The sequence below is a fragment of the Micrococcus sp. HMSC31B01 genome (genome assembly GCF_001816085.1).
GTDB classification, from domain to species: domain Bacteria; phylum Actinomycetota; class Actinomycetes; order Actinomycetales; family Micrococcaceae; genus Micrococcus; species Micrococcus luteus.
Genome location: NZ_KV825461.1, coordinates 1 through 3,112, shown reverse-complemented (window position 1 = coordinate 3,112; position 3,112 = coordinate 1). Strand labels below are relative to the sequence as shown.

The window sequence follows — 3,112 nt, the reverse complement described above, 5'->3', positions numbered from 1 at the left end:
CGGGCCGGCGCACCCCGCCGCGGCGGCGGGCGTGCGGGGTCGGACGGGGACCTGCCACGGGGCACCTCCTGCACGGGGACGGGGAACGGACCGGCTCCCAGTATCGCGCGCCCCGTGGCCCGCGCGTCACGCGGGCGAGACATCCGAGGCGATCGTCGCCACCGTGCCGCCCGGAGCCCTAGGCTGGACCGTGATGAGCACCACGTCCGCCCCTCCCGCTCCCACCCCCGCCGCTGTGGTGTGGGACTCCAGCCTGCTCCGCTACCGGTTCAGCGCGGAGCACCCGATGGCGCCCCTGCGGCTGGACCTCACGCACCGGCTCGTGGAGGCGTTCGGCCTGTTGGACGCGCCCCACGTGCGGATCGTGGAGCCGCCCGTGGCCACGGACGAGCAGCTCGCCCTCGTCCACGACCCCGAGTACGTCGCCGCCGTCCGCCGGGCCGCGGCGACGTCGTCGGCCGAGGACGGCCGCTTCGGCCTGGGCACCGAGGACTGTCCCGTGTTCCCGGACCTGCACGAGTCCGCCGCCCGGATCGCGGGCGGCTCCCTCGTGGCCGCGGAGGCGATCTGGTCCGGCGAGGTGGACCGCGCCGTGAACTTCGCGGGCGGCATGCACCACGCCGCCCGGTCCTCGGCGTCCGGGTTCTGCATCTACAACGACTGCGCCGTGGCCATCCAGCGCCTGCTGGACCTCGGCGCGGAGCGCGTGGCCTACGTCGACGTGGACGCGCACCACGGCGACGGCACGCAGTCGGTCTTCTACGACGACCCCCGCGTGCTCACCATCTCCCTGCACGAGACGGGCATCAGCCTGTTCCCGGGCACGGGCTTCGCCAATGAGATCGGCGGCGCGGCCGCCCAGGGCACGGCGGTGAACGTCGCGCTGCCCCCGCGCACCGGCGACGCCGGCTTCCTGCGCGCCGCCCACGCCGTGGTCCCGCCGCTGCTGCAGGCGTTCGCCCCGGACGTGCTGGTCAGCCAGCACGGCTGCGACGGCCACCTCACGGACCCGCTCGCCGACCTGCGGCTGACCGTGGACGGCCAGCGCCAGCTCGCGTTCGACGTCGGCGACTGGGCCGACCGGTTCGCGCACGGCCGGTGGCTGGCCACCGGGGGTGGCGGCTACAACCCGCTGCGGGTGGTGCCGCGCGCGTGGGCCCACCTGACCGCCGCCGTCCTGCAGACCCCGATCCCGGTGAAGAGCGAGATCCCCGCCGCCTGGATCGAGCACGTCCGGGCCCTCACCGCGGACGAGCTGACCGGGGACATGTCCGTGCACGTGGGGGACGACGCCGAGCGGATCCCCACCGTGATGGGCGAGGACGCGGACGTGTGGTGGCGCTCGGGGGGGGTGGGCTACGACCCGGCCGACCCGGTGGACCAGTCGATCATGGCCACGCGCCGCGAGGTGTTCCCGCTGCACGGGCTGGACTCCTGGTTCGACTGAGCCGGCCCGCGTCCCGGTTCGACCGCGGCCCGTGCGGCCGGTATTGTGGCCGAGAACGTTTCCAGGCGTTCCACATCCGGTGGAATGCGGGTCGGCGTGTCCGGCGCCCCGGATGCCTGCGGTCCCACGACCGCCGACCCTCGCCCCGATTCAAGGAGTCCCCATGGGATCTGTGATCAAGAAGCGCCGCAAGCGCATGTCGAAGAAGAAGCACCGCAAGCTGCTTCGCAAGACCCGTCACCAGCGTCGCAACAAGAAGTGACGCCCGCGCCCTCCGGGCGCTGACGAGACGAAGCCGCCGTCCCCTTCCGGGGGGACGGCGGCTTCGTCGTGGACGGCGATCCGTAGAGTGGGGCCATGACCGCCGACCTGCCCGCCGCCACCGCCCGCGTCCAGCTGCTCGTGAAGCCCGGCTGTCACCTGTGCGCCGAGGCCGAGGCCACGGTGGCGCAGGTGTGCGACGCGCGGGGCGAGGCCTGGGAGGCCGTCGACGGCGCCGCGCACCCGGCCCTGCTCGAGCGGTTCGCGGACGAGGTGCCCGTGCTGTTCGTCGACGGCGTCCAGCGCGACTTCTGGCGCGTGGACCCGGCCCGCCTGGGCCGTCTCCTGGACGCCCCGCGGGTCTGAGCGGGCTCAGCGGCGCGCGAAGCGCTGCCAGGCCTTCAGCCGCATGTACTCCGTGGCGTCCGGGCGGTAGGCGAGCACGATGCCGGCGACGCCGAGGCCCACCCACACCAGGTCCAGCGGGCTGAACGCCCCCATCACGGCGTTGGAGACCAGCACCAGCACGGACAGGGCCGCCAGCACCGTTCCGACGATGCGCGCGGCGCGCGAGCCGCCGCGGATCGCGAACGCCACCCACAGGTAGACGAGGAACGCGAGCACGCCGAACACGGCCGCCGTCGTGGCGAGGGTCGGGAGCATCCCGTCCATCATGGCGCGCATCTGCTCCGCCTGGTCGGCGGGCAGATCCATCTGCTCGACGGACCGGTCCAGCTCCTGCTGGATCGCGGCCTGGCCTTCCGGCTGGGTGAGGGCGAAGGCCGCCAGCAGGGTCGTCGCCAGCAGCAGGAGGCCGCCCGAGACGATCAGCCAGAACGCGGCCGTCAGGGAACGCGGCCGCGGGGGCAGCTCGACCGGGCCGGGAGGCTGCCAGCCGGCCGGGCCGTGGGGGGAGGGGGCCTGGGACATCCCCGTCTGGCCCGGGGCGCCGTACGGAGTCGCCGGCGGTGCGCCGTAGGGGTTCTGGCCGTACGGGCTCGCGCCCGCCGGGTCAGGGGAGCCCGGGGTCGGCCCCTGCGGGGCGGTGCCGTACGGGTTCTGGCTGCCGTGGGGATCGGTGGGCGAGGTGCCGGACATGGGGCCTCCTAGCGACGCCGACGCTCGCGGCGCCTCGGTGCGGACGGGGGTGGCGGCGCGGTCGCGCCGAGCTGTGCCCCACGCTACCGCCGGGGCCACCGGTCCGCCTCTGCCAGACTGGCCCCATGCAGACGCTCGCCACCGTCCACCTGGTCCGCCACGGAGAAGTCCACAACCCCGATCGTGTCCTCTACGGCCGCCTGCCGGAGTTCGGGCTCTCGGAGCTCGGCCACGAGATGGCCCGGGGCGTGGCCGCGTGGTTCGCGGAGCGCGCCGCGCAGACCGGCCGGGCGCCCGCCGTCGTCG

The 3,112-nt window shown here is 74.9% G+C and carries 5 protein-coding genes; 4 read left to right on the top strand and 1 reads right to left on the bottom strand.

The window, feature by feature from the left end; translation table 11 throughout:
• Positions 1 to 193: 193 nt before the first annotated feature.
• The 3 genes from HMPREF3105_RS12310 (at position 194) to HMPREF3105_RS12305 (ending at position 2,074) form a co-directional block, all read left to right on the top strand.
• Entirely contained in the window at positions 194 to 1,447 is a 1,254-nt protein-coding gene (locus tag HMPREF3105_RS12310; RefSeq protein ID WP_070709881.1) for an acetoin utilization protein AcuC, read from the top strand.
• 163 nt (positions 1,448 to 1,610) lie between these two features.
• Positions 1,611 to 1,709, top strand: coding sequence for a 30S ribosomal protein bS22 (locus HMPREF3105_RS12765; RefSeq protein ID WP_005504750.1), 99 nt, complete (start codon positions 1,611 to 1,613; stop codon positions 1,707 to 1,709).
• 95 nt (positions 1,710 to 1,804) lie between these two features.
• A complete protein-coding gene (locus HMPREF3105_RS12305) occupies positions 1,805 to 2,074 on the top strand; it encodes a glutaredoxin family protein (RefSeq protein WP_070709880.1) in 270 nt (89 codons plus the stop codon).
• A 6-nt stretch (positions 2,075 to 2,080) separates the two neighbouring features.
• On the opposite strand, the gene HMPREF3105_RS12300 is transcribed toward HMPREF3105_RS12305, so the two are convergent.
• On the bottom strand, positions 2,081 to 2,806 hold the full coding sequence (locus HMPREF3105_RS12300; RefSeq protein WP_070709878.1) for a Bax inhibitor 1 family protein: 726 nt from the start codon (positions 2,804 to 2,806) through the stop codon (positions 2,081 to 2,083).
• A 125-nt stretch (positions 2,807 to 2,931) separates the two neighbouring features.
• On the opposite strand from HMPREF3105_RS12300, the gene HMPREF3105_RS12295 reads away from it, so the two are divergent.
• A partial coding sequence (locus tag HMPREF3105_RS12295) for a histidine phosphatase family protein (protein WP_141762548.1) occupies positions 2,932 to 3,112 on the top strand: 181 nt, incomplete at its 3' end.

Coding starts and splice junctions, on each gene's coding strand:
- HMPREF3105_RS12310 (WP_070709881.1), top strand. CDS start 194: ATGAGCACCACGTCCGCCCCTCCCGCTCCCACCCCCGCCGCTGTGGTG.
- HMPREF3105_RS12765 (WP_005504750.1), top strand. CDS start 1,611: ATGGGATCTGTGATCAAGAAGCGCCGCAAGCGCATGTCGAAGAAGAAG.
- HMPREF3105_RS12305 (WP_070709880.1), top strand. CDS start 1,805: ATGACCGCCGACCTGCCCGCCGCCACCGCCCGCGTCCAGCTGCTCGTG.
- HMPREF3105_RS12300 (WP_070709878.1), bottom strand. CDS start 2,806: ATGTCCGGCACCTCGCCCACCGATCCCCACGGCAGCCAGAACCCGTAC.